Source organism: Paracoccus simplex, from assembly GCF_042648325.1.
GTDB lineage: Bacteria > Pseudomonadota > Alphaproteobacteria > Rhodobacterales > Rhodobacteraceae > Paracoccus > Paracoccus simplex.
In genome coordinates, this window is sequence record NZ_JBHRXE010000037.1 from 248,177 (window position 1) to 270,496 (window position 22,320).

The following is a 22,320-nucleotide window of genomic DNA, read 5'->3' on the forward strand; positions in this document are numbered from 1 at the left end:
CTCCCCCAAGGCACCCGCGCGCCCGCGCTTTTTCCTCAGGCGCGGATCTGGCGTGCCTCGTCCAGCAGCATGATCGGGATGCCGTCGCGGATCGGAAAGGCCAGCCCCGCGGCGTCCGAGATCAGCTCCTGCGCCTGGGCGTCATAGCGCAGGGTGGCATGGGTCACCGGACAGACCAGCGCCTCGAGCATGTGGCGGTCATAGCCGCGTTCGGTCGTGTCGGTCACTGGATCGTCTCCTCGTTGTCGCCGCCATGCAGGGCGTATTCCAGCAGCCCGTCCAGCAGGACGCGGCGTTCGGACAGGGTCCGCGCCTCCAGCAGCGCCTGCTTTTCCTCGGGCGCGAAGGGCAGCAGCATGGACAGCGAATTGATCAGCGTCTCCTCCTCGGACGCCTCGGCGGCGTCCCAGTCGGTCGACAGGCCGCGCTGCTCCATGTAGCGGCCAAGCCGCGCCATGAAACCGGGGCGGTCGAAGCGCGGATCCTCCTCGGGCTGGACGGCCAGGTCCGGTTCGTAGCCGCGCCAGTCCACCTGGCCGCGCAGATAGGGGGTGAAGCCGGGCTGCACCTCGTTCAGCCGGAAGCGCGAGCGCGCCTTCAGCGAGATCATCAGCCGACCGTCGTCCAGTTCGGAAAAAGCCACGATGCGTCCGGCACAGCCGACCTGGGCCAGCGCGTCCAGCCCACCTTCGGCCGGCTGGATCATGCCGATCAGCCGCGAGGGGGTCTTCAGCACGTCCTCGACCATCTGCAGGTAGCGCGGCTCGAAGATCTGCAGCGGCAGGCGGGTGCGGGGCATCAGCACCGCGCCCGGCAGCGGGAACAGCGGGACGGTCTCGGGCAGGTCGATGCCGCGGGCCATGTCAGGCGAAGATCAGCGAGGACAGCCGGCGCCGGCCCTTCTGCGCCAGCGGATCGGTGGGCTTCAGGGCATCGAAGATGGTCAGCAGCTGCGCCTTGGCGGCGCCGTCGTTCCAGTCGCGGTCGCGGCGGAAGGATTCCAGAAGCTGGTCGATCGCCTCCTCGACCTGACCGGCGGCATGCAGCGCCGTGGCATAGTCGAAGCGCGCCTGCTGGTCGGCCGGGTCGGCCTCGACCTTCTGGCGCAGCTCGTCCAGCGGCCCGGCCTCGGCGGCCTGCCGCGCCAGCTGCAGCTGGGCGCGGGCAGCCTCGATGGGCGCGGCATTGGCGATGGCGGCGGGCACCTGCGCCAGGGCCTCCTCGGCGCGGTCGGCATGGCCGGCGGCCAGATGGGCCCGGACCAGCCCGCCCCAGGCGGCGGCGTTCTCGGGTTCTTCCTCGAGAATCGCGGCAAAGGTCTCGGCCGCATCCTCGGGCGCACCCTCGGCGATCATCGCCTCGGCCGCGTCCAGCGCCTCGGCCAGACCGCCGTCATCGCCGCCCATCGCCGCCAGCTTCTCGACGAACTGCTTGATCTGGCTTTGCGGGATCGCGCCCTGGAAGGCGTCGACCGGCTGGCCCTGGAAGAAGGCATAGACCGTCGGGATCGACTGCACGCGCAATTGCGCGGCGATCATCTGGTTCTCGTCCACATTGACCTTGGCCATGCGGACACGGCCTTTGTGGCGGGCGACCTCGGCCTCGAGCTGCGGGCCAAGCGTCTTGCAGGGGCCGCACCAGGGCGCCCAGAAATCGACAATGACCGGCACCGTCATCGAGGCATCGACCACATCGGCCATGAAGGTCGCCTCGGTCACGTCCTTGATGATATCGGCGGGGGCGGCATCTTTGGGGGCGGAGCCAAGCTCGAGCATCGGGTATCCTCATGCGACAGGGTTGCCCCCTAGATGGCGCAGCGACCGGCGCGATGCAAGATTGGGCCGGCCGTGCGGGGCACTGCGGCAAAGCGCCGCAGCGCAGGATCAGAGATCGAAGCTGGCCAGCACCGGCACATGGTCGCTGGGCTGCTGCCAGCCGCGCAGCGGCCGCAGGATGCGGCTGCCATGCCCGGCATTGGCGATGTCGGGCGTGGCCCAGATGTGATCCAGCCGCCGGCCCTTGTCGGCGGCGTCCCAGTCGCGCGCCCGATAGCTCCACCAGCTGTAAAGCAGGCCCTGGGGAATGTCCTTGCGGGTGATGTCCACCCAGCTGCCGGCATCCTGTGCCGCCCCCAGATGCTCGATCTCGATCGGCGTGTGGCTGACGATCTTCAGCAATTGCTTGTGCGACCAGACATCGTCCTCGCGCGGGGCGATGTTCAGATCGCCCACCATGATCGAGCGCGCGGGCTTGTCGGCGTGGAAGGCGTCGCGCATCTCGGTCAGGAAATCCAGTTTCTGGCCGAATTTCAGGTTTTGCTCGCGGTCGGGAATGTCGCCGCCCGCCGGCACGTAGAAGTTGTGGATGGTGACGCCGTTCTCCAGCCGGGCGGCGACATGGCGGGCATGACCAAGCCCGGCATAATCGCGGTCGCCCGCATCCTCGATCGGCAGCTTCGACAGGATGGCGACGCCGTTGTAGCCCTTTTGCCCGCGCGCCACGAAATGCCGGTAGCCCAGCGCCCGGAACGCCTCCAGCGGGATCTTCTCGACCGGGCTCTTGGTCTCCTGCAGGCACAGGATGTCCGGCGCCTCCTCGGTCAGGAAGCGGGCGACCAGCGCCTCGCGCAGGCGGACCGAGTTGATGTTCCAGGTGGCGATGGTGAACATGGCAGCTTCCTTTCGGGGACGGACCCTAGGGGCGCGAAGCGGGCTTGTCCACCGCCGGACCCCGCCTCACCGTTTCGCAAATACCCTCTGGGGGTGCGGGGGGCGAAGCACCCCCGCGGGACCGCGCCGAAAGAAAACCCGGCCGCCGGGCAGGCCGGGGCCGGGTCATCATGTGGCCGCATCCTCCGACCACCGGGCTTCGCAGGCAGAACCCGCAAGTCGGGCGCCGGTTCCGCCGGTGAACATTGATCAGGCCACGAGACGATAGCCGCCGGATTCCGTCACCAGCAGCCGCGCGTTCGAGGGATCGGGCTCGATCTTCTGGCGCAGGCGGTAGATATGCGTTTCCAGCGTATGCGTGGTCACGCCGGCATTGTAGCCCCAGACCTCGTGCAGCAGCACGTCGCGCGGCACCACCCCGTCCTGGGCGCGATACAGGAATTTCAGGATGTTGGTTTCTTTTTCCGTCAGCCGGATCTTGCGCTCCTTGGCGTCGATCAGCATCTTCATCGCCGGCTTGAACGTATAGGGGCCAAGCTGGAAGATCGCGTCCTCGGACTGCTCGTGCGTGCGCAGCTGGGCGCGCAGCCGCGCCAGCAGCACCGGGAACTTGAACGGCTTGGTGATGTAGTCGTTCGCGCCCGAATCCAGGCCCAGGATGGTATCGGCATCGGTATCGTGCCCGGTCAGCATGACGATGGGGCATTTGACGCCCTGCTTGCGCAGCCGCTTGCACAGCTCGCGCCCGTCGGTGTCGGGCAGGCCCACATCCAGCACCACCAGATCGAAGATGGCGCCCTTGCTCTTCTCGACCGCCTCGTGGCCCGAGCCGGCCTCGAACACCTCGAAATCCTCGGTGGCCACCAATTGCTCGGCCAACGCCTCGCGCAGGTCTTCCTCGTCGTCGACGAGCAGGATCTTTTTCAGTCCGGCCATTCTTGCCTCCTTTGGCGATATGGCGGAAAACTGTGGCGCGGCGCGGCAGGCGTCCAGCGGTTTGCAGCAATTCTCACATGGAGTTGTCGGAAATCCGCCCTATGTTTCAGATTGTTTCAACCGCACTGGCCCGATGACCCTGATCCCCACCCTGACCGAGACCCTGTCGCGCGCCCGCGCCGACCTGCGCATGGGCTTGCCCGTGGTCATCGGCGGCCAGCTGGTCGCGGCGGTCGAGACGCTGCGCGCCGACAGGCTGGACGCCATGCGCGCCCTCGGCCCCGCCGTGCTGGCGATCACCGAGCCGCGGGCCGAGACGCTGAAGGTCCGGGTCTATGACCGCGACCTGGCGCGCGTCGCGGTGCCGGGCGATGCCGATCTGGCCTGGCTGCGGGCCGTGGCCGATCCGGCCGGCGACCTGATGACGCCGATGAAGGGGCCGTTCCGCAGCCCGCGCGGCGGCGATGTGGACGCGCATCGCGCCGGCATCGCCCTGGCGAAATCGGCGCAGCTGCTGCCTGCGGTGCTGGTGGTGCCCGTGGCCGCGCCGCCCGAGGGGCTGACGCGGCTTTCGCCCGGCCCGGCCTTGGCGCAGATGGCGGCCGAAGCCGCGATGGCCCCGGTCGCCGCCGCGCGCCTGCCGCTGCTGGCGGCCGAGAATGCCAAGCTGCACATCTTCCGCCCCGATACCGGCGAGGCCGAGCATTACGCGGTCGAGATCGGCGCCCCCTCGCGCGCGGCGCCGGTGCTGGCGCGGCTGCATTCGGCCTGCTTCACCGGCGACGTGCTGGGCAGCCTGAAATGCGATTGCGGCCCGCAGCTGCATGCCGCGCTGGCCGCCATGGGCCAGGCGGGCGAGGGCGTGCTGCTGTATCTGAATCAGGAGGGGCGCGGCATCGGCCTGGCCAACAAGATGCGCGCCTATGCGCTGCAGAACCAGGGCTTCGACACGGTCGAGGCCAATCACCGGCTGGGCTTCGAGGATGACGAGCGCGATTTCCGCATCGGCGCCGGCATCCTGAAGAAGATGGGCTTCGACGCGGTGCGGCTGATGACCAACAATCCCAAGAAAGTGGCGATGCTGGAGGGCCACGGCATCCGCGTGGCCGAACGCGTGCCGCTGATCACCCCGCGCAACCGCCACAATACCGGCTATCTGGACGTGAAGGCCGCGAAATCGGGCCATCTGCTGTGAGGCTGCTCTTGACCCCGATGGGGCTGCGGGCGGGGTCGCGGCTTATCCCCTGCGCGGTCGGGCGCGGCGGCATCCGGGCCGACAAGGCCGAAGGCGACGGCGCGACCCCGGTCGGCCGGCACCGCATCGTCGGGCTGCTCTATCGTCCGGATCGGCTGGCGCGGCCCAGCGGCTGGGCGCGGCCGATCCTGCCGGGCGACCTGTGGTGCGACGCCTCGGGCCATCCGGCCTATAACCAGCCGGTGCGCGCGCCCTTCGGCCCCAGCCACGAGGCGATGCGGCGGGCCGATCCGCTTTACGACATCGTGCTGGTGACGGACTGGAACTGGCCGCAGGCCCGGCCCGGCGCGGGGTCCGCCATCTTCCTGCACCAATGGCGCCGGCCCGGTTTTCCGACCGCCGGCTGCATCGCCATGGCGCGGCGCGACCTGATCCGCCTGGCTTCCGCCATCGCGCCGGGCGATGTGCTGGAGATTCCCGCCCTGCCGCGCTGGCCGGCGCGCAGGCCCGCCAGCCGGCACGGCAAGGACTGAGCGTCACAGCGCCGTATAGCCGCCGTCCACCAGGTGATAGCTGCCGGTGATGAAGCTGGCGCGGTCCGACAGCAGGAAGACGACCAGCCCCGCCACCTCATCCGCCCGGCCCAGCCGGCCGATGGGGTGCCGGCCGACCAGCGCCTTCTTGGTGTCGCTGTCCAGCTGGTCGAGCAAAGGCGTGTCGATGAAGGCCGGGCCGACCGAGTTCACCCGGATGCCCTTCTGCGCATATTCCAGCGCCGCGTTCCTGGTCATGCCCACCACCGCATGCTTGGCCGAGACATAGGCCGCCGCCCCGTCGAAGCCGACCGAGCCGAGGATCGAGGCCATGTTCACGATCGCCCCGCCGCCGGCGTCCAGCATGGCCGGGATGCCGTAGCGCATGCCGTAGAAGACCGCGTTCAGGTTCACGTCGATGACCCTTCGCCAGCCGTCCAGCGGATAGTCCCCGACCGGCGCGCTGGGGCCGCCGATGCCGGCATTGTTCACCAGCAGATGCAACCCGCCCAACCGCTTGGCGACCTCGACCGCCTTCTGCACCTGCTCGGGGTCCGAGACGTCGCCCGCCACCGCCTCGGACCGGCCGCCGGCCGCGACGATCCGGGCGGCGGTGGCGCGGGCGGTTTCCTCATGCAGGTCGGCGGCCACCACCGTGGCGCCCGCAGCGGCAAGCTCCAGCGCGATCGCCTCGCCCAGCCCCGAGCCGGCGCCGGTCACCAGCGCGATCCTGTTGTCGAAACGAATGTCCATGCGACCCTCCTGCGCGGTTCCGGGGCATCATAGCACCTGCGGGGATCACGTCCCTGCGGCCGATCGTATCAATGCCGCGCCGCCGGCCGGGATGCCCCGGTCACAGCGGCCCAGTCACAGCGGCCCGGTCTGCCACAGCCGGATCTTCAGCCCGCCATGCGCGACATAGGGGCCCGGTTCGCGAAACGGCAGGCCGGTGGCGCGGGCCAGCGGCGCCTCGCTGGTCACCAGCCCGACGCGCCAGCCGCGGAAACGCTCGCGCAGCGCCTCGCCCAGCGCCGCATGCAAACCGAACAGCGGCCCCTTGTTGCCGATGCGCGCGCCATAGGGCGGGTTGACGATGACAAGGCCCGGCAGTCCCTCGGGCCGTTCCAGTTCGCCGATCGGGCGGTTCTCGAAGCGGGTCCAGCTTTCCAGCCCGGCGCGCTCGGCATTCTCGCGGCTCATGCGGATGGCGCCGGGGTCGCGGTCGCTGCCGTGATAGCGGATCGCGGCCGGTGCCGGCGGGATTGCGGGGGCGGCGCGCATCGTCTCCGATGCCGGCGCGTCGAAGCCCGGAAGCTGCTCGAAGGCGAAATGCCGCATCCGGCCGGGACGCAGGCCCGCCGCGATCTCGGCCGCCTCGATGACGAAGGTGCCCGAGCCGCACATCGGGTCCAGCACCGGCTCGCGCCCGTCGAAGCCGCATTGGCGCAGGAACATCGCCGCCATGGTCTCGCGCATCGGCGCCTTGCCGACCGCCTGCTTGTGGCCGCGCCGGTGCAGCGACTCGCCGGATGTGTCCAGGCTGATGGTGCAAAGGTCGTCTTCCAGGCGGATCTTCAGCGTGACCGGCGCGTCCTCGGCGACCGGGGCGCCGAGGCTGTCGCGGATCGCGGCCTCGATGCGCTGGGTGATGGCGCCGGCGTGATAGATGCGCGACTTGCGGCTGCTGGCCTCGATGCGGATCGGCACGTCCGGGCGCAGCCAGTCCGCCCAGGGAAAGCGGCGCGCCCGCTTGTCGAGCTGCGCCGGGTGCATGGCGCGAAAGGCGCCGATGCGGGCCAGCACCCGGGTCGCGCCGCGGATGTCCAGGTTCACCCGCCAGACATCGGGCCAGCCGCCGGTGAAGCTGACACCGCCGGGCTGCGGCTGCGCGTCGTAGCCAAGCGCGCGCGCCTCCTCGGCCAGCGGCTGCTCGAGGCCCGGGGTGGCGACCAGGAAGATCTCCATCCGCCCCGGATCGGCGGCCAGCGGCGCGGCCTCGGGCTGCGGCCGGGGCGGGGTCTTGCTGGGCGGGGTCTGGGCGGTGCGGGGTTTCATCGGGTTCCGGCAGGCGAAAGGGTCCCGCATCATGCGCCGCGGCGCAGGCGAAGGCAATCATCCCCTTTCCGGCGACAGTGTTCCCCGACTGGCGCCATTTTCAGCCATGCCGGCCGCGCCTATCTTGGCGGCAACGGAGAGTCCTTCGGGAACAAGGAGATCATCATGGCCAGCAGCGATGCCCCCATCCAGATCGGCCGGGTTGCGCTGATCGTCAACGACCTGGACAAGGTGGGGGATTTCTATCGTTCCGCCATCGGCCTCGAACGGCTTTCGGGCGGCGGCGAGGAGCTGGTGCTGGGCGCCGGCGACCTGCCGCTGCTGGCGCTGCGCCGCGACCGCGCCGCCCGCCATCGCCCGCGCGAGGCCGGGTTGTTCCACACCGCCTTCCTGCTGCCCGACCGCGCGGCGCTGGGGCGCTGGCTGCGCCATGCCGCCGACCGGCAGATCGGCCTGGACGGCGCCTCGGACCACCTGGTCAGCGAGGCGCTTTATCTGCGCGACCCCGAGGGCAACGGCATCGAGATCTATGCCGACCGGCCCCGCTCGGCCTGGCAGACCGATGGCCGCGCGGTGCGGATGGACAGCATCGCGCTGAACCTGCAGGGCCTGCTGGATGCGGCGGATGCGCCCTGGGCCGGCGCACCCGCGGGCAGCGTGGTCGGCCATGTCCACCTGCAGGTCGGCAATGTCGCCGAGGCCGAGACATTCTACATGAACCGGCTTGGCATGGATCGCAGCGCCCATATGTTCGGCGCCAGCTTCTTCGCCACCGGCGGCTATCACCATCACCTGGCGGGAAACATCTGGAACAGCCGCGGCGCGGGGCCGCGCAGCGCCGATGCGGCCGGGCTGGCCGAGGTGGTGCTGGCGGCCGATGCCGATGCGCTGGCGGCGCTGGGGGCGGTGGAGTTCAGCGATCCCTGGGGCACGAAGCTGCGCGTCGAACCGAAGGGTTGAGCCGGGGGGCCGGGGGCTCTGCCCCCACGCCTTTCCGGCCCCGCGACGGGGCCGGAAAGGCGTTCCCCCGGGGTATTTGGAAACGGTGAAATCAGGCCGGGCGCCAAAGGCCGTGCCGCCGGGCGAAGCGCAGCTCTTGCCGCGGGCGGAAGCCGGGCTCGTCCATCGGCGCGACATGGCGTTCGACGATCAGGTCCGGGCCGCGGAAATCCAGCACCGCGAATTCGTTCTGCCGGTCGTCCGGCCGAGCGCAAAGCGCGGTGCCCGCCTGCACCTGCAGGACCGGGCGGCCGGTTTCGCCCAGGAAGGCACCGATCGACCACAGGTGCAGGTGGCCGCTCAGCACCAGCTGCACGCCGTCGGTCTCGAAGCGCGTCAGGGCCGGTGCGGCGCCCTTCATCAGCGCCTTGTCCACCTGCGGGCGTTGCTGCAGCGGGTGGTGCAGGGCGACGATGTTGGTGCAGGACGGGTCCAGCCCGGCGATCACTCGCGCCACCTGCGCCGGGGTGATGATGCCGCGCTGCCAAGCCATGGGATCGACGCTGTTCAGCCCCTGCACCCGCACCGCGCCGACATGGCCGACCGGCTCGAGCGTTTCGGCGATGGCGCGGCGCCAGCGGACATAGGGCTGCATCATGCGGTCCGAGAGCTTGTAGAGCGGGATGTCGTGATTGCCCGGCACCGCGATCAGCGGCGCCTCGATCCGGCGCAGGAAGGCCGCCGCCCGGGCGAATTGCGCCGAGCGGCCGCGATGGGTCAGGTCGCCCGTCACCACGACCAGATCGGCGCGGGCGGCATTCACCAGGTCCAGCAGCGGTTCGATCAGCGAAGCGCGTTCATAGCCGAAATGCAGGTCCGAGAGATGCAGGATGCGCGTCATGCCGCGTCCCGCCCGCCGCTGCCGGCCGGCACGAGCACCTTCAGCGCCCCCTTGCGCACCCGGATGGCAAAGGGCGAATCCATCCAGGTCTTTTCGCCGTCATGGGCGACATATTCATGGCGCGGCACGGTCTCGATCTCGAAGGATTCGGCGCAGATCAGGTCGAAATCGGCATAGCGCGCCGTCTTGCCCATGGCCAGCCGCAGCGCCGAGCGCACCAGCGGCGTCGGGCGTCGGGCCCGCGCCACCAGCAGCGCCAACTGGCCCTGGCGCACGCAATCGGCGCCCTCGAGCCCGAACATGTCGAGCTGGTAGGCGCTTTTCGCCACAAAAGCGAGCGCGGTGGTGAAGCGCTGTTCCCGCCCCCTGGCGCGCACCGTCAGCCGCAGCGGCCGGCGCAGCGTCCAGAGCGCCACCAGCGCCGACCAATAGGCCGCCACCCGCGACCGGCCCCAGCGCCGGTAGATATTCTCGCGCCGTTTCAGGATTTCCGGATAGGCGCCGAAGCTGACATTGTTGAGAAAGATCGTGCCGTTCATCTCGCCGATGTCGACGGCGCGGATCCGGGGGGACTCGAAGACCTTCAGCGCCTCCTCGACCGTCTCGCCCGAGCCGAGATCGCGGGCGAAATAGTTGAAGGTGCCGCCGGGGATCACCGCCATGGCGCTGTCCGTGCCGGCCACGGCGCTGGCCACCGCCGCCTGGGTGCCGTCGCCGCCGGCCGCGACGATCAGGTCGAAGCCCTGCGCGACCGCCTGTCGGGCCATGGCGGGCAGGTCCGAGCCCGCCTCGGTGCCGCGGATCTCCAGCGCGGCCACCCGCCCCTGCAGCGCCTTGCGCAGTTCGCCGGCGATATCGCGACCCTGCTTGCGGCCCGAGCCCATGTTGACGATCGTGCAGACCCGCGCCGTGGCAAGGGAAAACGCCGCCCCGGCGGGCGGATCGCGCTGTTCTGTCATATTCTGGCCTCATCGCGGTTGCCTGCCGGAACACGGCGCGGGGGCGGCCGGTTCCCGACGGTCTTGACGGGCGGTTGCGGCTTTTCGCCCCTGCCGGATAATCCTGATCTTTTTACTTGCCTTTGGCCGGCGGCTTTGCCAGATTGCGCGCGGGAAGCCGAGGGGCGGGGTGCTGGTCATCCGGTCCCGGCCAGCCGCGCCGTTCCGGGCCAGCGGCGGCTCGCCACCCGAAACGGCCATTGCCTGAACCCAAAGCGGGAGAAATTCTGCCCCGAAGACCCGACCGCAGCATGGGCCATGACTGCGTCGCCCGCGCCCATCCGGCCGCGCGCCCCTGCCCTGATTGGGGACGAAATCCTTTGAAACGAGATGCATGATGAACATCCGCCTGTCCGAGGCGCCCAAGAAGACGGCGTCGCTTGTGCCTGATCCAGTCCTGTTCGGTTTCGAAGGTCCGTCGGGGCGCGTGCTTGGCCGCGGCGCCGCCCGGCGCCTGCCGCCGGGCAATGCCGCGACGCTGGACGCACGGGTGACCGGGGCCTTGGCCTCGATCCCGGCAGAGGGGGTGATCGGCGGCGCCCTGCCCTTCGACCGGGCGGCTGAGGACTGCCTGTGGCAATGCGACGGCCAGCCGGCCCCGGCCCCGAATGGCATCGCCCCCGCGGGCCTGCCCCTGCAGGACTGGCGGCTGACGCCCGAACCGCAGGCCGGCGACTATGCCCGCGCCGTGGCCCGGGCGCTGGCGGTCATGTATGAGGAAACCGGCCGGCAGGACGCGCTGGAAAAGATTGTGCTGGCCCGCAGCCTGCTGGTCGAATCGACCGCGCCCATCCCGGTCGAGGCGCTGATGTCGCGACTGCATGCCGACCGCACCGTCACCGCCTTTCGCGTCGCCCTGCCCTCGGGTCCGGCGCATCCGCAGGGCCGGATGCTGTGCGGGGCCACGCCCGAACTGCTGGTGGAAAAGACCGGCAGGCGCATCGTCTCGCATCCGCTGGCGGGTTCGGCGCGGCGGCTGGCCGATCCGGTGGCCGACCGCGCCGCGGCCGAGGCGCTGTCCAATTCCGGCAAGGACCACCGCGAACATGCGCTGGTGGTGGAATCCATCCTCGACACGCTGGCGCCCTGGTGCCGCGCGCTGAGCTGCCCCGAGGGCACCTGCATCACCTCGACCCGCAGCATGTGGCACCTGGGCACCCGCATCGAGGGGCGGCTGCGCGACGCGGACACGCCCTCGGTCGTGCTGGCCTCGGCGCTGCATCCGACGCCGGCGGTCTGCGGCGTGCCGATGGCGCGCGCGGCGCGGCTGATCGGCGAGCTTGAACCCGTGGCCCGGGACTTCTATGCCGGGGCGGTCGGCTGGTGCGACGCCCGGGGCGACGGCGCCTGGTATGTCGCCATCCGCTGCGCCGAGATCAGCGGCCGGCAGGCGCGGCTTTATGCCGGGGCGGGGATCGTTCCCGGCTCGGACCCGATGGCCGAGGCCGCCGAGACCGGCGCGAAATTCGGCGCTTTCCTGGCCGCACTGGGCCTGCCGCAGGATGCGGGCCTGGCCGGGGTGGCGCGCAAGGATGGAGAGAACTGATGGCCCTGCCCGGCATCGCCCCCTATGCCCCCCCGACCGAGGCCGAGCTGCCCAAGGCGCGCGGTCCCTGGCAGCCCGACCGCGACCGGCTGGCGTTGCTGATCCATGACATGCAGCGCTATTTCTGCCGCCCCTATCCCGAGGGCGCGCCGCTGGCGCCGGTGGTCGGCAATATCGCGCGGCTGATCCAGGCGGCGCGGGCGGCGGGCGTGCCGGTGTTCTACACCGCGCAGCGGGGCGACCAGTTCCGCCCGGATCGCGGCCTGCAGGCCGACCTGTGGGGGCCGGGCATGAGCGCCGTCCCCGAGCACGAGGAGATCCTGCCCGCGCTGGCCGCGGCCGCGGGCGACATCGTGCTGGTCAAGCATCGCTACAGCGCCTTCCAGCGCTCGAACCTGGACCATCTGATGCGGGCGCGTGGCCGCGACCAGCTGATGATCTGCGGCGTCTATGCCCATATCGGCTGCCTCGCCACCGCCGTCGAGGCGTTCCAGCGCGACATCGAGGCCTTTGCCGTGGCCGATGCGCAAGCCGATTTCTCGCGCGAGAAGCAGGACATGGCCATGGCCTGGATCGCCGCCACCTGCGGCGTGGCCCTGTCCACCCGGCAGGCACTGACCGCGCTGCAAGCAGAGGTGAAGTCATGCGCCTGACCGGATTTCAGGGCAAGACCGCCATCGTCACCGGCGCGGCCGGCGGCATCGGCCGGGCCGTGGTTGCCGCGCTGCTGGAGGCGGGGGCGAAGGTCGTCGCCACCGATACCGAGACCGCGCTGGCCGCGAACCCGGTCGCGGGCGCCGAGAACCGGGCGCTGGACGTGCGCGACGGCGATGCCGTCGAGGCGCTGGTGGCCGAGGTCGAGGCCGCGCATGGCCCGCTGGGGCTGGGCGTCCATGCGGCCGGGGTGCTGGCCATCGGGCCGCTGCTGGACCTGGCGCCCGAGGAATGGGAGCGGGTGATCGGCGTCAATGCCACGGGCAGCTTCAACGTCACCCGCGCCTTCGGCCGCGCCATGGTGCGCAACGGCGGCGGCTCGATCGTCGCGGTCAGCTCGAACGCGGCGGGGATTCCGCGCCTGAACATGGGGGCCTATGCCGCCTCGAAGGCGGCGGCGACCATGCTGATCCGCTGCCTGGGGCTGGAACTGGCGGCGCAGGGCGTGCGCTGCAACATCGTCGCGCCGGGCTCGACCCTGACGCCGATGCAGACCGGCATGTGGACCGAGGACGGCGGCGCCGGCGAGCGCGCGGTGATCGAGGGCAGCCTGGAGGCCTATCGCACCGGCATCCCGCTGAAGAAGCTGGCGACGCCCGAGGACATCGCCGGCGCGGTGATGTTCATGCTGTCCGAGCAGGCGGGCCATGTCACCATGGCCGACCTGTATGTCGATGGCGGCGCGACGCTGCGCGCCTAGATCCGGGACGCGATCAGCGCCCACCAGTTGTCCAGCGTCGGCTCGCGCGCCAGTTCCTCGAAACTGGCCTCGATGCCCATCTGCTTCAGCTCGGACGAAAAGGTCATCACCGCGATGGAATCGAGCCCGTAAAGGACCAGGTTCTCGCCCGGCTCGATCTCGCATTCGTCCTCGATCATCGCGGCCACGCGGGCGGCCAGCCATTCGGGGCTGAGATCGGTCTTTTCGGCACTATCCATCATTCGTCCTTTCAGGCGGTTTCGGCCACGAGGCTGTCGCGCAGGCGGCGCTTGTCGATCTTGCCCACCGCGGTCAGCGGCAGTTCGGGCAGGAAGCGGAACCGGTCGGGCAGCTTGTATTCGGCCACGCCCAGATCCAGCAGGTGCCGGCGCAGCGCCGGCGGCGAATGCTTGCCCGCCCCGTCGCGCAGCACCAGGAAGGCGCAGCTTTTCTCGCCCAGATGCGCATCGGGGGCCGCGACCAGCGCGGCATGGGTGATGTCGGGATGGCGCACCAGCAGGTTCTCGATCTCCTCGGCGGCGATCTTCTCGCCGCCGCGGTTGATCTGGTCCTTGATGCGGCCGACGACACGCAGATTGCCGCCCTGCCGCAACACCACGTCGCCCGAGTGATAGAAGCCTTCGGCGTCGAAGGCCTTCGCATTGTGCTCGGGGCTGCGGTAATAGCCCCGGAAGGTATAGGGGCCGCGGGTGGCCAGCGCGCCGGGCGTGCCGTCGGGCACCGGGTTGCCGTGCTCGTCCAGGATGCGGACCTCGTCAGCCGGGCTGATCGGCCGGCCCTGGGTGGTGAAGACCACCTCATCCGGGTCGGTCAGGCGGGTGTAGTTCACCAGCCCCTCGGCCATGCCGAAGACCTGCTGCAACCGGCAGCCCAGCAGGTCCGGCACCCGCCGCGCCGTCGCCTCGGCAAAGCTGGCGCCGCCGACCAGCATCAGCGCGAGGCTCACGATCTGCGCCCGGCAGGCCGGCTCGCCCTCGACCGCGCGCAGCCACAGCGCCACGGCGGGCGGGACCAGCGGCACCATGGTGACGCGTTCGCGTTCGATGATGCCGAAACAGGTCAGCGGTTCGGGGCTGGGGGCCATGACCACCGTTCCGCCGGCGTGGAACACCCCCAGCACGCCGGGCGAGCTCATCGGGAAGTTGTGCCCCGCCGGCAGCGCGCAAAGGAACCGCGTGGCCGAGGTGACGCCGCAGATCTCGACGCTGGCGCGGATGCTGTAGTCGTAATCGTTATGGGTGCGCGGAATCAGCTTCGGCGTGCCGGTGCTGCCGCCCGACAGCTGGAAGAAGGCGACCTGATCCGCCGGCGTCGGCCCGGCCTCCGCCGGCAGCGCAGCGCCATCGGCCAGCCAATGGGTCAGGCTGCGTTCGGGCGCGTCCTCGCCCAGCAGCAGCACATGGCCCACCCCGCCGGCGCGCAACGCGTCCGCGAAGGCGTCGTCGCGGAACAGCTCGTGCTGGCGCGAGGCGATGACCACGCGCGGCGCGATCTGGCGGACATATTCCGAAAGCTCCAGCCGGCGATGGCTGAACAGCGCGTTGACCGGCGCCACGCCGATGCGCAGCAGCGCAAAGAAGACGATATAGAACTCGGCCACATTGGGCAGTTGCACCACCGCCGTGTCGCCATGGCCCAGCCCCTGCCCTGCCAGCCGCGCGGCCAGGTTGCGCGACAGCCGGTCCAGCTCGGCATAGCTGAAGCGCCGGTCGCCGCAGACCAGCGCCTCGGCCCGGGGATTGGCGGCAAGCTGGGCGTCGAGGATATGGGTCAGCGGCTGGTCGATCCAGTAGCCGGCCTCTCGATAGCGTTGCGCGAGATCCTGGGGCCAGGGACTGAATTCGATCATGGGGCACCTGCTTTGGGTCGGCAATTCCGTGGCAACAACCCGCACACGGCGCCTGCGGCACCTTGACGGGTGTTAATAGTTGAGTATTTTTATCCCGCTTTCTCTCTCGAAGCAAGCCAGCCGCGGCTTCCGGGTCGCAATCAAGCCAGCACTCTCTCGGTCCGACGCCAAACTCCCTTGGGGGAGAGGGGATTTCATGACGCATCACCACGCCGAGGGGCTCTGGATGCCCTTGACCCTGGCGCAACTGGATTTCTGGGAAGAATTCCGTTTCCATCCCGGCGAGGCCGTCTCGACCGTCGCCCATGCCGTGGAATTGCGCGGCGTCGCCGATCCCCCGGCGCTGGCCCGGGCCATCGAAGGCACCATCGCCGAAACCGACATCATGGCGCTGCGCTTCGGCCTGGGCGCCGACGGCCAGCCGGCCCAGCGCATCGAGCCCCAGCGCCGGCCGATGCTGCGCCAGATCGACCTGTCGCAGCGCCCCGATGCCCGCGACCATGCCTTCGCGCTGATGCGGGCCGATGTCGATGCGGCGCTGGACCTGCTGGAGCAGCCCATCGCGGCGCAATGGCTGATCCGGCTGGCCGAGGGGCATTACCTCTGGTTCAACCGCGGCCATCACATCGCGCTGGACGGCTATGCCATGACGCTGATCGAGCAGCGCTGCGCCCGGCTTTACGCCGCCGCGCTGGACGGCAAGGATCCCGGCCCGGCGCTGCGCCCCTTCGCCGCCTATCTGAACGAGGAACTCGACTATCGCGCCAGCCCGCGCCATGCCGCCGACGGCCGGCACTGGGCCGGGGTCCTGGCCGCCGAGCCGCCCCCCAAGGTGCTGCGCAAGGGCTCCGAGAACTACCCGGCCGAGGCGCTGGCGGCGGCACACGACCTGTCCGGCCTGCGCGACGCGCTGCTGCGCCAGGCGCAGGCGGTCGGCATGGGCTGGCCGGACCTGCTGACGGTGCTCTGTTCGGCCTGGGCGGCGCTGCATCTGCCGGACGGCTCGGCCGAGCGCCTGCGCGACGCGCAGGACCGCGTCTCGATGCCGGTCTGGCTGCCCTACATGAGCCGCATGGGCAGCGTCGCGGTCTCGGTCCCGGCGCTGGTGGTGAACATCCTGCCGCTGGACGTGACGCTGGACGAATCCGAGCCGCTGGCCGAGGCGCTGGCCCGGCTGGGCACGCGGCTGCACAAGCTGCGCCGGCACGGCCGCTATCGCATCGAACAGATCGCCGAGGATTACGGCATGGAGCCACGCAGCCGCTTCTTCTTCTCGCCGCTGATCAACGTGCTGCCCTTTGACGAGGCGCGCTTCGCCGGCTGCGACACCACGCGGCATGTGCTGTCGAACGGGCCGGGCGACGGCTTCAACATCACCATCCGCAGCGATAGCGGGGCCCGCGGCCTGGAACTGCTGGTCGAGGCCGATCCGACCCTGACCCCGCCCGGGGATTTCGCCCGATTGGCCGGGGCGTTGCCCCGCTTTCTGGCCGCGGCGCTGGCGCCGGAAAACCTGTCGCGGCCGCTGTCGGCCCTGGCCTGACGGCTTGCCTTTGTCCCCGGCCCGCGCCCATCCTGCGCGGACCGGGGATAAGGAAGGGATCATGGACAGCGACATCCGGCCGGCCGGCGCAGACGACCTTTCCACGGTCGCGGCGCTGGTCGAGGACGCCTATGGCCATTACGTCGCGCGCATCGGCCGCAAGCCCGGCCCGATGCTGGCCGACCACGCCGCGCGCATCGCCACCGGCGAGACATATCTGCTGGACGACGACGGCGCGGTGCTGGGGCTGATCGTGCTGGTCGCGCAGGCCGACGCGCTGCTGGTCGAGAATGTCGCCGTGGCGCCGGGCGCGCAGGGCCGGGGCCTTGGCCGACGGCTGAGGGGGTTCGCCGAAAACCGCGCCGGCGCCCTGGGCCTGCCCCGGCTGCGGCTCTACACCCATGTCGCCATGGTCGAGAACCGGGCCCTCTATGCCCGGCTCGGCTATGCCGAGACGCATCGCGTCTGCGAGGCGGGGCTGGACCGGGTCTATATGGAAAAGCCGCTGCCCTAGTCGCGCCCGGGAATGGGCGCCGCGGGGGCTGCCGAAGCGCTGGGAAGATAGTCGCGGCGAACGCAACCCTCCGCATCGCGGTCGCGCAGGCCGGGCGGCCGGTCCTCGGGCAACTCGAACCCGGCGCAGAGGCGATAGCTGCGCGGCCCGGTCACCTCGTAGCGATAGGGCGCGCCGGTGAAGGGATCGGCCAGCCGCGCCTGCCAGTCGCATTGCGGCGTGGTCTCCAGCCGCGCCGGCAGCCGCCGGCCGTTGTTGTCGGCCAGGCAGCGCACCAGCGTGGCCAGCGCCGAAAGATCGCCCTCGCGCTGGCGGTCGCGGCGTTCCTTGCGGGCCTGGCCGGGGCCTCCGGTCAGCGCCAGCCCCAGCACGATGGCGATGGCGGCCAGCAGGCCGATGGCGATGGTCGGCCAGCGCCTAGTCATTCAGCTCTCCCCGGTAATAGGCGAAGACCAGCCCGGCCACTCCGGCCACCAGCGCGGCCTTGGCGGCGAACCGCGCCGTCAGTTCGCCGTTCAGCAGCGCATAGATGACGTAGATCCCGTCGCCCAGAAACACCAGCGAGGCGACCAGCAGCGTCAGCGAGGCGAACCACTTGCGCACCAGCGACCGCCGGCGCCCGGCATCGCCCCGGCTCATGCCCGCGACCTTGCGGTTGAGCAGCAGGAACACCGGCGCAAAGGCGATCAGCGAGGCGATGGACCAGCGCGCCGAACTGCCGGAGCGATAGGAATAGCCCTCGGCCGGGTCGGGAATCAGCCGGTCGATCAGCGCCATGCCCAGGTCGCAGACATGCCAGCCGATCATGCCCAGCGACAGGAACAGCAAGCCGTAAAGCAGCGCCTCCTGCGCCGAGGCATAGGGCCGCGGCCGCGGCACCGGCGGCAGGCCGGGCGACACCTCCCAGCCGTGGATCGCCTCGTCGATCTCGGGCTCGGACCAGCCGGCATGGGTCAGCGCCCGCGCGATCTGGTCCCGGTTGCCGCCCTGGGCCATGGCGTGGCGGACGAATTCGGATAGCTGGTCGGCTGGTTTCATCGGTGTCCCCTTCGCCGGCAGGTTTCGGCATGGCGGCCCGGCGGTCAAGCCCGGCCACCCGCCCGGCGGCCGGTTTCGCGCGCGGCAAGCGGCCGGCCGCGACCGCCGCGAAAATTTTCCCGGCGGCACGATTTTCCCCTTGCACGCTCCGGCGCGCTCCCATAAATGACGCCTCACCGAAGGCCAAGCGCCATCGGATACGGAGCGCGGGCGTAGCTCAGGGGTAGAGCATAACCTTGCCAAGGTTAGGGTCGTGAGTTCGAATCTCATCGCCCGCTCCAAAATCTTCCTTCGGGAATCAGCGAAAAGCGGCCTTCGGGCCGCTTTCGGCTTTTTGCGCGGCGATTCGCCGATTCGCGCCATCGCGCTGCCCCCTCTGGTCATTTTCCGCGAATCGGGTCTAGTATCGCAGCCATGTTGCCCCGCCTGTCATCCGGGACATCCGTCAGGAACAAGCTGCCGCGCTTCGCAACGACATCACCACCCGATTCGCGGCCAGCCCTAGCGTGAGGTGCTCATGCCGGCTCTGGAAGCTCTGATCGAAACCAAGTTGCAGCAACTCTCCGTGCCGCTGGGGGTGCGCCTGCCCTCGGGTAAGCGGCTGGGGCCGCCGGGGGTGCCCGTCACCCTGGCCTTCGACCATATGTCGGCGCTGGCGCAGCTCGCCGCCGGCCGGCTGGGCCGGCTGGGGGACGAGATCGTCACCGGCCGCACCCGGGTCGAGGGTTCGATGCGCGACCTGATGCAGGTGGTCGCGGCGCTGGCCCCGGCCGAGGGCCAGGCCCTGCGCCCCTCGCTGTGGCAGCGGCTGAAGAGCCGCGTCCATTCCGCCCTGCATCACAGCCGCGCACGCGACGCCGAACAGATCCGCTCGCATTACGATGTCTCGAACGAGTTCTATGCGCTGTGGCTCGACCCGCTGCGGGTCTATTCCTGCGCCTATTTCCGCGACCCGCAGATGTCGCTGGCCCAGGCGCAAGAGGCGAAGCTGGACCTGATCTGCCGCAAGCTCGACCTGCGCCCGGGCGAGCGGTTCGTCGATATCGGCGCCGGCTGGGGCGGGCTGCTGATGCATGCCGCCCGCCATTACGGCGTGGATGCGACCGGCATCACCCTGTCGCGCAACCAGTTCGAACATGTCAGCCGCCTGATCGAGGCCGAGGGCCTGGGCGAACGGGTGCGCATCCGGCTGTGCGACTATCGCGACCTGCGGCCCGAGCAGCCCTTCGACAAGCTCGCCTCGGTCGGCATGTTCGAGCATGTCGGCCGCGCCAACATGCTGACCTATTGCGAAACGCTGCGCCGGCTGCTGAAACCCGGCGGCATGGCGCTGAATCATGGCATCACCGCCGCCGGGCTGGACGACGCCATGGTCGGCGGCGGGCTGGGCGATTTCATCGAGAAGCACATCTTCCCCGGCGGCGAGCTGATCCATGTCAGCCACGCCATCCGCACCCTGTCGCAGGCCGGGCTGGAGATGGTCGATACCGAGAACCTGCGCCCGCATTACGCCAGGACGCTGTGGTGCTGGTCCGATGCGCTGGAATCGCAGCTGCCGCAGGCCGAACAGACGCTGGCCCGTTCCATGCCCCCCAGCCGGGCAGCCGAGGTGCTGCGCGCCTATCGGCTTTACCTGGCCGGCTGTGCGATGGCCTTCGAGCGGGGCTGGGTGGCGCTGCATCAGATCCTGCTGATCAATCCCGACCCGGCGCGCGGCTCGGAAGACATGCCCGGGGCGCATTCCGGCTATCCGTTCCGGCGCGACTATATCTATCGCTGAACGGCCGGGGCGCGATTGTGCCCCGCCGCCGTTAACGGTAACATCCGCTCCCTGGATAAAGAACGGAGACGAGGGGCGATGACGCAGGCGACAATCGGGTTGATCGGTCTTGGCACCATGGGCGCGGCCCTGGCGCTGAACATCGCCGAGAAGGGCTTTCCCGTCGCGGTCTGGAACCGCACCACCGCAGTCACCCGCCGCTTCCATGCCGAGGCGGGCGCGCTGGCCGATCGCGTGATCCCGACCGAAAGCCTGGTCGAGCTGGTCGCCGCCATCGCCCCGCCGCGCGCCATCATCCTGATGGTCCCCGCCGGTCCGGCCGTCGACGACCAGATCGCGGCGCTGGCGCCGCTGCTCGGCCCCGAGGATCTGGTGATCGACGCCGGCAACGCCAATTTCCACGACACCGACCGCCGCGCGAGCGCCGGCCTGCCGATGCGCTTCCTGGGCATGGGCGTCTCGGGCGGCGAGGAGGGGGCGCGCCACGGCCCCGCCATCATGGGCGGCGGGGCGCGGGCCGACTGGGACCGCATCGCCCCGGTCATGCAGGCCATCGCCGCCCGGGCCGAGGACGGCACGCCCTGCGCCACCTGGATGGGCGAGGCCGGCGCCGGCCATTTCGTCAAGACCGTGCATAACGGCATCGAATATGCCGACATGCAGATGATCGCCGAGGTCTACGGGCTGATGCGCGACGGGCTGGGCCTGCCGGCCGCCGCCATCGGCGAGACCTTCGCCGGCTGGAATCAGGGCGCGCTGAAATCCTATCTGGTCGAGATCTCGGCCGCCGTCGCCGCGGCCGCCGATCCGCTGACCGGGGCGCCGATGCTGGACGTGATCCTGGATGCCGCCGGGCAGAAGGGCACCGGCCGCTGGACCGCGATCGAGGCGCAGCACCTCGCCGCGCCGATCCCGGTGATCGAGGCGGCGGTGATGGCGCGCAACGTCTCGGCCCGCATCGCCGAGCGCCAGGCGGGCGAGGCGCGCTTTGGCGCCACCCCGCAGCCGCTGGACCTGACGCCCGACCAGTTGGAGCAGGCGCTGATCGCCGGCAAGATCCTGTGCTATGCGCAGGGTTTCGCGATGATCGAGGCGGCGGGCCGCGCCTTCGGCTGGCAACTGGATCTGCCGGGGATCGCGCGGGTCTGGCGGGCGGGCTGCATCATCCGCTCGGCGATGCTGAACGACATGGCCACGGCGCTGGCCGAGGATCCGTCGCGCAACCTGGTGCTGGCGCCGTTCTTCGCCGAGAAGCTCGAGATCGCGATGCCGGCGCTGCGCGCGGTGGTGGCGCGGGGGATCACGGCCGGCCATGCCTTGCCGGCGCTGGCCTCGGGGCTGGGCTGGTTCGACATGATGCGCACCGGCCGCGGCACGGCGAACATGATCCAGGCGCAGCGGGATTTCTTCGGCGCGCATGGCTTCGACCGGCTGGACGGCCGGGACAGCCATCACGGGCCCTGGGGCGCCAAGGCCTGAACGAAGGACGCGCCGCCGCCGCCCACGCCAGGCGGTGGCGAAGACGAAACACGGCGCCGGCGCGATACCCCCTTGACCCCGCGCCCTGAAAACCCTAGCAAACCCGAGGCTCCGGCGGGTTGGCGGAGAGGTTACGCAGCGGATTGCAAATCCGTGAAGACCGGTTCGATTCCGGTACCCGCCTCCAAGTCTTTTCAAGAGCTTGTGCCATATCGGGCTTTCCCTTTCTTCCGGCGTTTACAGTAGCGTTTACAGTTTCGTTCACTTTGCGCCCCCTTTCACCCGAGCGAGCTTGACCAGAATACCATCTGATTCATCGGGCGAAACACGGGCGTAATGCTCGATCACCGCCGCCGCGTAGCGCACCGACCAGCCCATGTGTGAGGCGATCTCGGCCAGCGTAAGGCCGGCATTCAGAAGCCGTGTGGCAGCCGTTCCGCGCGTGTCCTGCAACCGCAGGTCATACCCTAGGGCTTCGGGCGTCAGCCCCGCTTTATTGCGCCAGTAGCGCAGACTGTCCGAGGCGTGGCGCCCAGTCATGGGCTGGCCGCGATCACTAACCAAGATCAACATGCGACCGGCCGGCGTGGCATCGATCAGCGCGGCCATGGCCGGAGTGACGGGGATCGTGGCGGTGCGCTTTCGCTTGTTCGTCCTGATGCGAATGCGGCGCCCCTGTGGCGTCTTCTCGATCTGATTGCGATGCAGGCGCACCAGATCGGCCGGCCGCAGCCCGGTTTCGCACCCGGCCGTAAGGATGCGCTGCACCCACTCTGGCGCATGGGCACAGACAGCCTCGCGCTGCGCCGGGGTCCACACGATTTCCGAACGGTCGACCTGGCTCTGTTGCACAAATCGGCTTAAGGCCGAGGTTCCCCTTTCCCCGGACGGACTTATCCCACAGCTTCCG

At 70.1% G+C, this 22,320-nt stretch carries 24 protein-coding genes and 2 tRNA genes; 12 read left to right on the top strand and 14 right to left on the bottom strand.

Features of this window, described 5'->3' with window-relative positions; translation table 11 throughout:
* Nucleotides 1-35: 35 nt before the first annotated feature.
* The 5 genes from ACFOMP_RS13985 to ACFOMP_RS14005 all read right to left on the bottom strand — a co-directional run bounded on the left by ACFOMP_RS13985 (nucleotide 36) and on the right by ACFOMP_RS14005 (nucleotide 3,605).
* Entirely contained in the window at nucleotides 36-227 is a 192-nt protein-coding gene (locus ACFOMP_RS13985) for a Trm112 family protein (RefSeq protein WP_019353171.1), read from the bottom strand.
* Nucleotides 224-862 (bottom strand): LON peptidase substrate-binding domain-containing protein, encoded by a 639-nt coding sequence (locus tag ACFOMP_RS13990; protein ID WP_289892948.1) that lies wholly within the window; start codon nucleotides 860-862, stop codon nucleotides 224-226. Before ACFOMP_RS13990 ends, ACFOMP_RS13985 begins: the two co-directional genes overlap by 4 nt.
* Before the next feature lies 1 nt (nucleotide 863).
* A complete protein-coding gene (gene trxA, locus ACFOMP_RS13995; protein WP_289892947.1) occupies nucleotides 864-1,775 on the bottom strand; it encodes a thioredoxin in 912 nt (303 codons plus the stop codon).
* 108 nt (nucleotides 1,776-1,883) lie between these two features.
* Entirely contained in the window at nucleotides 1,884-2,669 is a 786-nt protein-coding gene (locus ACFOMP_RS14000; RefSeq protein ID WP_289892946.1) for an exodeoxyribonuclease III, read from the bottom strand.
* 249 nt (nucleotides 2,670-2,918) lie between these two features.
* Complete coding sequence (locus ACFOMP_RS14005) at nucleotides 2,919-3,605, bottom strand: response regulator transcription factor (protein ID WP_019352522.1); 687 nt, start codon at nucleotides 3,603-3,605, stop codon at nucleotides 2,919-2,921.
* Between the two features lie 133 nt (nucleotides 3,606-3,738).
* On the opposite strand from ACFOMP_RS14005, the gene ribA reads away from it, so the two are divergent.
* Entirely contained in the window at nucleotides 3,739-4,800 is a 1,062-nt protein-coding gene (gene ribA, locus ACFOMP_RS14010; protein ID WP_289892945.1) for a GTP cyclohydrolase II, read from the top strand.
* A 17-nt stretch (nucleotides 4,801-4,817) separates the two neighbouring features.
* A complete protein-coding gene (locus ACFOMP_RS14015) occupies nucleotides 4,818-5,333 on the top strand; it encodes a L,D-transpeptidase family protein (protein ID WP_379031636.1) in 516 nt (171 codons plus the stop codon).
* A 3-nt stretch (nucleotides 5,334-5,336) separates the two neighbouring features.
* Here ACFOMP_RS14015 and ACFOMP_RS14020 read toward each other — a convergent pair whose 3' ends face one another.
* Both ACFOMP_RS14020 and ACFOMP_RS14025 read right to left on the bottom strand, forming a co-directional pair.
* Complete coding sequence (locus ACFOMP_RS14020) at nucleotides 5,337-6,086, bottom strand: SDR family NAD(P)-dependent oxidoreductase (RefSeq protein ID WP_379031576.1); 750 nt, start codon at nucleotides 6,084-6,086, stop codon at nucleotides 5,337-5,339.
* Between the two features lie 114 nt (nucleotides 6,087-6,200).
* Entirely contained in the window at nucleotides 6,201-7,388 is a 1,188-nt protein-coding gene (locus tag ACFOMP_RS14025; RefSeq protein WP_379031579.1) for a THUMP domain-containing class I SAM-dependent RNA methyltransferase, read from the bottom strand.
* A 165-nt stretch (nucleotides 7,389-7,553) separates the two neighbouring features.
* Between ACFOMP_RS14025 and ACFOMP_RS14030 the strand changes: the two genes are divergently transcribed.
* Nucleotides 7,554-8,348, top strand: a complete 795-nt coding sequence (locus ACFOMP_RS14030; protein WP_379031582.1) for a VOC family protein — start codon at nucleotides 7,554-7,556, stop codon at nucleotides 8,346-8,348.
* Between the two features lie 91 nt (nucleotides 8,349-8,439).
* On the opposite strand, the gene ACFOMP_RS14035 is transcribed toward ACFOMP_RS14030, so the two are convergent.
* Together ACFOMP_RS14035 and ACFOMP_RS14040 are read right to left on the bottom strand one after the other, a co-directional pair.
* Entirely contained in the window at nucleotides 8,440-9,228 is a 789-nt protein-coding gene (locus tag ACFOMP_RS14035; protein ID WP_379031585.1) for a metallophosphoesterase family protein, read from the bottom strand.
* A complete protein-coding gene (locus ACFOMP_RS14040) occupies nucleotides 9,225-10,187 on the bottom strand; it encodes a diacylglycerol/lipid kinase family protein (RefSeq protein ID WP_289892939.1) in 963 nt (320 codons plus the stop codon). The genes ACFOMP_RS14035 and ACFOMP_RS14040 overlap by 4 nt, the downstream gene beginning before the upstream one ends.
* Nucleotides 10,188-10,560: 373 nt before the next feature.
* Here ACFOMP_RS14040 and ACFOMP_RS14045 point away from each other — a divergent pair, with 373 nt between their 5' ends.
* The 3 genes from ACFOMP_RS14045 to ACFOMP_RS14055 are packed head-to-tail and all read left to right on the top strand — an operon-like array spanning nucleotide 10,561 to nucleotide 13,186.
* On the top strand, nucleotides 10,561-11,772 hold the full coding sequence (locus ACFOMP_RS14045) for an isochorismate synthase (protein ID WP_379031588.1): 1,212 nt from the start codon (nucleotides 10,561-10,563) through the stop codon (nucleotides 11,770-11,772).
* On the top strand, nucleotides 11,772-12,425 hold the full coding sequence (locus ACFOMP_RS14050; protein WP_379031591.1) for an isochorismatase family protein: 654 nt from the start codon (nucleotides 11,772-11,774) through the stop codon (nucleotides 12,423-12,425). The genes ACFOMP_RS14045 and ACFOMP_RS14050 overlap by 1 nt, the downstream gene beginning before the upstream one ends.
* Nucleotides 12,416-13,186: an SDR family oxidoreductase gene (locus ACFOMP_RS14055; protein WP_379031594.1), complete on the top strand. Its 771-nt coding sequence runs from the start codon at nucleotides 12,416-12,418 to the stop codon at nucleotides 13,184-13,186. Before ACFOMP_RS14050 ends, ACFOMP_RS14055 begins: the two co-directional genes overlap by 10 nt.
* Here ACFOMP_RS14055 and ACFOMP_RS14060 read toward each other — a convergent pair.
* Nucleotides 13,183-13,428 (bottom strand): phosphopantetheine-binding protein, encoded by a 246-nt coding sequence (locus ACFOMP_RS14060; protein ID WP_379031597.1) that lies wholly within the window; start codon nucleotides 13,426-13,428, stop codon nucleotides 13,183-13,185. The genes ACFOMP_RS14055 and ACFOMP_RS14060 overlap by 4 nt on opposite strands.
* Before the next feature lie 8 nt (nucleotides 13,429-13,436).
* Nucleotides 13,437-15,056, bottom strand: a complete 1,620-nt coding sequence (locus ACFOMP_RS14065) for a (2,3-dihydroxybenzoyl)adenylate synthase (RefSeq protein WP_379031600.1) — start codon at nucleotides 15,054-15,056, stop codon at nucleotides 13,437-13,439.
* 196 nt (nucleotides 15,057-15,252) lie between these two features.
* On the opposite strand from ACFOMP_RS14065, the gene ACFOMP_RS14070 reads away from it, so the two are divergent.
* Entirely contained in the window at nucleotides 15,253-16,599 is a 1,347-nt protein-coding gene (locus ACFOMP_RS14070; protein WP_379031603.1) for a condensation domain-containing protein, read from the top strand.
* Nucleotides 16,600-16,660: 61 nt separating this feature from the next.
* A complete protein-coding gene (locus tag ACFOMP_RS14075) occupies nucleotides 16,661-17,113 on the top strand; it encodes a GNAT family N-acetyltransferase (protein WP_379031606.1) in 453 nt (150 codons plus the stop codon).
* Here the strand turns inward: ACFOMP_RS14075 and ACFOMP_RS14080 are convergent.
* Nucleotides 17,110-17,538 carry a hypothetical protein gene (locus ACFOMP_RS14080; protein ID WP_289892931.1) on the bottom strand — a complete coding sequence of 143 codons (429 nt, stop codon included), beginning with the start codon at nucleotides 17,536-17,538 and terminating at the stop codon, nucleotides 17,110-17,112. The genes ACFOMP_RS14075 and ACFOMP_RS14080 overlap by 4 nt on opposite strands.
* On the bottom strand, nucleotides 17,531-18,151 hold the full coding sequence (locus ACFOMP_RS14085) for a DUF5671 domain-containing protein (RefSeq protein WP_289892930.1): 621 nt from the start codon (nucleotides 18,149-18,151) through the stop codon (nucleotides 17,531-17,533). Before ACFOMP_RS14085 ends, ACFOMP_RS14080 begins: the two co-directional genes overlap by 8 nt.
* Before the next feature lie 206 nt (nucleotides 18,152-18,357).
* Here ACFOMP_RS14085 and ACFOMP_RS14090 point away from each other — a divergent pair.
* The 4 genes from ACFOMP_RS14090 (at nucleotide 18,358) to ACFOMP_RS14105 (ending at nucleotide 21,597) form a co-directional block, all read left to right on the top strand.
* Nucleotides 18,358-18,432, top strand: a tRNA-Gly gene (locus tag ACFOMP_RS14090).
* Nucleotides 18,433-18,701: 269 nt separating this feature from the next.
* Nucleotides 18,702-19,931, top strand: a complete 1,230-nt coding sequence (locus ACFOMP_RS14095; RefSeq protein ID WP_289892929.1) for a class I SAM-dependent methyltransferase — start codon at nucleotides 18,702-18,704, stop codon at nucleotides 19,929-19,931.
* 78 nt (nucleotides 19,932-20,009) lie between these two features.
* The gene (gndA, locus tag ACFOMP_RS14100; RefSeq protein WP_379031610.1) at nucleotides 20,010-21,410 is read left to right on the top strand and encodes an NADP-dependent phosphogluconate dehydrogenase; all 1,401 of its coding nucleotides are present in this window, start codon (nucleotides 20,010-20,012) and stop codon (nucleotides 21,408-21,410) included.
* A gap of 113 nt (nucleotides 21,411-21,523) precedes the next feature.
* Nucleotides 21,524-21,597, top strand: a tRNA-Cys gene (locus ACFOMP_RS14105).
* A 74-nt stretch (nucleotides 21,598-21,671) separates the two neighbouring features.
* Here ACFOMP_RS14105 and ACFOMP_RS14110 read toward each other — a convergent pair.
* Nucleotides 21,672-22,320, bottom strand: a 649-nt coding sequence (locus tag ACFOMP_RS14110; RefSeq protein ID WP_379031613.1) for a tyrosine-type recombinase/integrase, incomplete at its 5' end; no start/stop codon positions are given.

Coding starts and splice junctions, on each gene's coding strand:
- ACFOMP_RS13990 (WP_289892948.1), bottom strand. CDS start 862: ATGGCCCGCGGCATCGACCTGCCCGAGACCGTCCCGCTGTTCCCGCTG.
- trxA (WP_289892947.1), bottom strand. CDS start 1,775: ATGCTCGAGCTTGGCTCCGCCCCCAAAGATGCCGCCCCCGCCGATATC.
- ACFOMP_RS14000 (WP_289892946.1), bottom strand. CDS start 2,669: ATGTTCACCATCGCCACCTGGAACATCAACTCGGTCCGCCTGCGCGAG.
- ACFOMP_RS14005 (WP_019352522.1), bottom strand. CDS start 3,605: ATGGCCGGACTGAAAAAGATCCTGCTCGTCGACGACGAGGAAGACCTG.
- ribA (WP_289892945.1), top strand. CDS start 3,739: ATGACCCTGATCCCCACCCTGACCGAGACCCTGTCGCGCGCCCGCGCC.
- ACFOMP_RS14015 (WP_379031636.1), top strand. CDS start 4,818: ATGGGGCTGCGGGCGGGGTCGCGGCTTATCCCCTGCGCGGTCGGGCGC.
- ACFOMP_RS14020 (WP_379031576.1), bottom strand. CDS start 6,086: ATGGACATTCGTTTCGACAACAGGATCGCGCTGGTGACCGGCGCCGGC.
- ACFOMP_RS14025 (WP_379031579.1), bottom strand. CDS start 7,388: ATGAAACCCCGCACCGCCCAGACCCCGCCCAGCAAGACCCCGCCCCGG.
- ACFOMP_RS14030 (WP_379031582.1), top strand. CDS start 7,554: ATGGCCAGCAGCGATGCCCCCATCCAGATCGGCCGGGTTGCGCTGATC.
- ACFOMP_RS14035 (WP_379031585.1), bottom strand. CDS start 9,228: ATGACGCGCATCCTGCATCTCTCGGACCTGCATTTCGGCTATGAACGC.
- ACFOMP_RS14040 (WP_289892939.1), bottom strand. CDS start 10,187: ATGACAGAACAGCGCGATCCGCCCGCCGGGGCGGCGTTTTCCCTTGCC.
- ACFOMP_RS14045 (WP_379031588.1), top strand. CDS start 10,561: ATGATGAACATCCGCCTGTCCGAGGCGCCCAAGAAGACGGCGTCGCTT.
- ACFOMP_RS14050 (WP_379031591.1), top strand. CDS start 11,772: ATGGCCCTGCCCGGCATCGCCCCCTATGCCCCCCCGACCGAGGCCGAG.
- ACFOMP_RS14055 (WP_379031594.1), top strand. CDS start 12,416: ATGCGCCTGACCGGATTTCAGGGCAAGACCGCCATCGTCACCGGCGCG.
- ACFOMP_RS14060 (WP_379031597.1), bottom strand. CDS start 13,428: ATGATGGATAGTGCCGAAAAGACCGATCTCAGCCCCGAATGGCTGGCC.
- ACFOMP_RS14065 (WP_379031600.1), bottom strand. CDS start 15,056: ATGATCGAATTCAGTCCCTGGCCCCAGGATCTCGCGCAACGCTATCGA.
- ACFOMP_RS14070 (WP_379031603.1), top strand. CDS start 15,253: ATGACGCATCACCACGCCGAGGGGCTCTGGATGCCCTTGACCCTGGCG.
- ACFOMP_RS14075 (WP_379031606.1), top strand. CDS start 16,661: ATGGACAGCGACATCCGGCCGGCCGGCGCAGACGACCTTTCCACGGTC.
- ACFOMP_RS14080 (WP_289892931.1), bottom strand. CDS start 17,538: ATGACTAGGCGCTGGCCGACCATCGCCATCGGCCTGCTGGCCGCCATC.
- ACFOMP_RS14085 (WP_289892930.1), bottom strand. CDS start 18,151: ATGAAACCAGCCGACCAGCTATCCGAATTCGTCCGCCACGCCATGGCC.
- gndA (WP_379031610.1), top strand. CDS start 20,010: ATGACGCAGGCGACAATCGGGTTGATCGGTCTTGGCACCATGGGCGCG.